General features: G+C 36.5%; 4 protein-coding genes, 1 tRNA gene and 1 pseudogene. 2 read left to right on the top strand and 4 right to left on the bottom strand.

Annotation, left to right across the window (positions count from 1 at the left end; translation table 11 throughout):
• The first annotated feature begins 102 nt into the window (after positions 1 to 102).
• Positions 103 to 333 (top strand): hypothetical protein, encoded by a 231-nt coding sequence (locus Sarmat_RS06195; protein WP_202149900.1) that lies wholly within the window; start codon positions 103 to 105, stop codon positions 331 to 333.
• Between the two features lie 206 nt (positions 334 to 539).
• Here the strand turns inward: Sarmat_RS06195 and Sarmat_RS06190 are convergent, their stop codons facing one another.
• The 3 genes from Sarmat_RS06190 to rpsD form a co-directional block, all read right to left on the bottom strand.
• A complete protein-coding gene (locus tag Sarmat_RS06190; RefSeq protein ID WP_202149899.1) occupies positions 540 to 698 on the bottom strand; it encodes a hypothetical protein in 159 nt (52 codons plus the stop codon).
• A gap of 170 nt (positions 699 to 868) precedes the next feature.
• Positions 869 to 945: transfer RNA gene (locus Sarmat_RS06185), tRNA-Met, on the bottom strand.
• A gap of 328 nt (positions 946 to 1,273) precedes the next feature.
• Complete coding sequence (gene rpsD / locus Sarmat_RS06180; protein WP_341826619.1) at positions 1,274 to 1,921, bottom strand: 30S ribosomal protein S4; 648 nt, start codon at positions 1,919 to 1,921, stop codon at positions 1,274 to 1,276.
• 530 nt (positions 1,922 to 2,451) lie between these two features.
• On the opposite strand from rpsD, the gene Sarmat_RS06175 reads away from it, so the two are divergent.
• A complete protein-coding gene (locus tag Sarmat_RS06175; RefSeq protein ID WP_202149898.1) occupies positions 2,452 to 2,607 on the top strand; it encodes a hypothetical protein in 156 nt (51 codons plus the stop codon).
• 134 nt (positions 2,608 to 2,741) lie between these two features.
• On the opposite strand, the pseudogene Sarmat_RS06170 reads toward Sarmat_RS06175, so the two are convergent.
• Positions 2,742 to 2,960 (bottom strand): annotated as a pseudogene (locus Sarmat_RS06170) (IS481 family transposase); the annotation flags it as partial.
• Positions 2,961 to 3,534: the final 574 nt, after the last annotated feature.

The raw sequence follows: 3,534 nt of genomic DNA, 5'->3' as shown, positions 1-3,534 counted from the left end.
TTTTGTGACAAAAATGCATAATATACTACTTCAAGCCTTCAAGCGCTATCATCTCATATAGCCGGAAATAAATCAAGAGTAAAATCTTTTGTTGCGGCAATCTTGAGTATTATTACGGGTGTTGGTATTCACCAAAAAGAGCTTGCGCTATCTCTTCCTGGTCCCGCAAAGGATAAATCTAAAACTCATAGAATTTATCGTTTATTGAAAAGCTTTACTATAAATTTTATTTCGATTGCTAAGTTAATCATCGGTTTATTCGGAATCATAAGTTGTGTTTTGGCAATGGACAGAATTAATTGGGAATTCGGAAAAACGGAGCGTATAACTTAAAGTTTAATATTATAGCTGGAATTATTAATTTCAAAAATGGATTTTATAATAAAGCATTAGTGATATAAAACACATCAGCTCCACACCTAACATACTCTGTGTTTTTTTAAGTTCATAACTTACTTTCTTACTTACGCAACAGCTCTATTAAAGATAGAATTACTGAATTTACCCATTTGTATGATGCCTTACAGCATTTCTTTATCTCACTTAATGCAAGGTGATTTACTAGACCTCTTGCATAACCTAAAAATGAAAGAGGAATTGTTAGGAAAAATGATGTTGAGTACCGCAGCATACTCTAGTATATGAGGAGCGCAAAGGAGTTTTGACAACAAAATTACCCCACGGAATAGGTTATGCAAGAGGTCTACTGTATATAAAACAATAATCCAGTTTTTTCAATTATGCTAATTCAACTTACTTTACTATAAAGAATAGAACGTGGCATGCGCTATAGGAGCACAAAGGACAGAGCGTTGATAGACGAGAAAAGACTTAAAAAAGATACAAGAGGGTCAAGAAAGGTAACATGTGGTAGCGAAGGAGGGACTTGAACCCCCGACACACGGATTATGATTCCGTTGCTCTAACCAGCTGAGCTACTCCGCCAAAGTATTACATATTCTTCATCATCAGACCTCTTTCGAACTCCACGCCGACCGCACCGTCGCTGTCGATTCGAAACCCTCATTTAACTGGATGTACACCCGCAGTTTTGCGTCGCATTCGCTTCCTCGCATTGATTCTTTGACCTAGCGTGCGTTTGAAAAGAGATTTATCTCCTCAAAGAAGCGCGAATAACAAGCGTCAAACAAAAAGCTATCTTAAAAAAGATACATCTTCAAAAGAATGCAATAGATGAGAAATATAGCAAGTAAGATATAAACACAAAAAATGAGAATAAGAGCAAGAAACTCCTATACTCGTCGTCAAACTTCTAACCAACAGATCTAGAATAAAACTCCACTATTAAGTGCACATCTGGTTGAAAAGAGTAAGGTACATCTGATATATTTGGCACCCTTTCAAACTTACCAGTACAATTTGTTACATCAAAGCTCAAGTATCCTGGTACTAATTGCGATCTAGCCGAAACAGAAGTAGCAACAAGCCCAAGCTGCTTGATGTTTTGCGACAAAGTAATAACATCTCCAACGCTCACAAAAGCGCTACCTATATCCACCTTTTTACCATTAACGCGTACATGCCCATGAGAAACGAGCTGCCTTGCTGCAAAGATAGTAGGAGCAAGAGAGAGACGGTACACCACCATATCCAGCCTTCTTTCCAACAAGCCCACAAAGTTTTCGGCCACATTACCCTTCATTCTAGTACTACGAGCAAAAGTATTTTTAAACTGTTTCTCGGTGACTCTACCATAATGCGCTTTTAGCCTCTGTTTAGCTCTAAGATGCACGGCATAATCAGAACCTACTGGCATAGACACGCCTTTTTTACCATGTTGACCAGGTGGATAATTGCGTGTTGCGTAAGCATCATGGCTCTCGCCCCAAATCATCACGCCTAATCTGCGACTTTTACGATATCGCGGACCATACTTTTTATTTTTTTTTGGAGTACTCACCCTAACAAACCTATTGATAATCAAAAAAATAACTTAAAAACTGAATCTCGTACTATGCGCGAAAAACTCAATCAACGCACAAGTACAAAAGGAGAGGAGAAAAAGGGCTCAACACCTTTAACGCTCCCATACCAAGAGCAAAACATAATCTATCCTGGCAAAACCTAGTTTTTCCTTAAGCAAAGCCATGCATCACATTAACTTCTTTTACAACGCAATGCGAAATGAGGCAATGACCCTACTGCAATTCTATTAAATTACTCTCAATGTGTCAAGTACCCCCTTTTTTTCGATCATCTATAGATCTAATCTTTTAAGAGCGCACTAAAGTTAAGAAGTTTGCAGAGGGAAGTTTTGAGTATTCAAGTATAAGCTAAAATTTTGAGCGGTTTCTTCAATAAATCTGCTGCGTAAGTAGGTAGTGCAGAAATTTAAAAAGCAAAAAACTTGAAAATTAGCTTGAAAATTTGAAAAAAGGAGAGGTATACGGAAGGGATAATAACAATCGTATAAACAAAAAGGACTTCCGTATGTCGATATCATATAAAAAAAGTAGTCAAGCATCCCAGAGTTTTTTAAGATTATTCGGAATAAAAGTAGAAGAATTAGATAAAATCTTAAAAGAAGTAGAACCTCTATGGGAAAAGACGGTAACCGACGGCTACAAAAGGCCCGGCAGAGCTTAATGTTCGGAATAGACGATTCGAGGGTTTGCAGTAATATATTCATAACCTAGCAAGTGAACAGGTCCGTGTCCATAGACCTAGTGAGCAGACCTATTGTATACCAATTGAAACTTCATCTGACGGACAGTATTTTTTTACAAGTGATAGTCAGATAAGTTAAGACTATCAGATGTGTTGTTGTTATACATAGACTCATTAGATTTTTCAAGCGCAATGTGCTTTGAGTCCATGAAAGTATGCATAGGAGTTTTGCCGTAACGATATTTACCTGAATGAGACCTGTGATAGTTATATTGTATCAACCAGCTATCAACATCTTGTCGCAACTGTTCGATGCTAGTATAATCTTTTTCCTAAAAGCAGTAGACCTCTTGCGTAAGTATATAGAATTGGAAATTACTTACAGGGAGGGATTGATATTTTTTATAAAGCGTGTATAGAACTTGATTTTTAACCAACAAGAGACTACACGCAATAGACCTCTTGCGTAAGTATTTAATTAACAATTAGCCAATGCGAGGGGTGAAGAAGGTTGTTCGTGATTATTTTAGCATCAAGCGGCAAGTAATTTATTAACGAAATCATTTTTGAAATTAACAATTCCAGCAACAATATTAAACTTTAGATTATAACCCCTACGCTTATTGCGATATCTATGAGATAAAATATGAAAATTCTTTAGCTCTGCAATAGACCTCTTGCGTAAGTATATAGAATTGGAAATTACTTACAGGGAGGGATTGATATTTTTTATAAAGCGTGTATAGAACTTGATTTTTAACCAACAAGAGACTACACGCAATGACAAGATACAGTAAAATTGCTAAACATCCAAGAGTTTTTTTAAGATTATTTGGCATGGAGCTAGAAAAGTTTGAAATAATAATAAAGAAGCTAGAAAAAATCTGGGATAAAAGAGTCGTAGGC

It is taken from the genome of Candidatus Sarmatiella mevalonica, from assembly GCF_016751895.1.
Taxonomy (GTDB): Bacteria; Pseudomonadota; Alphaproteobacteria; order Rickettsiales; family Rickettsiaceae; genus Sarmatiella; species Sarmatiella mevalonica.
Note: the sequence above shows the minus strand (reverse complement) of the source record. Positions and strands in the feature narration are given on the sequence as shown.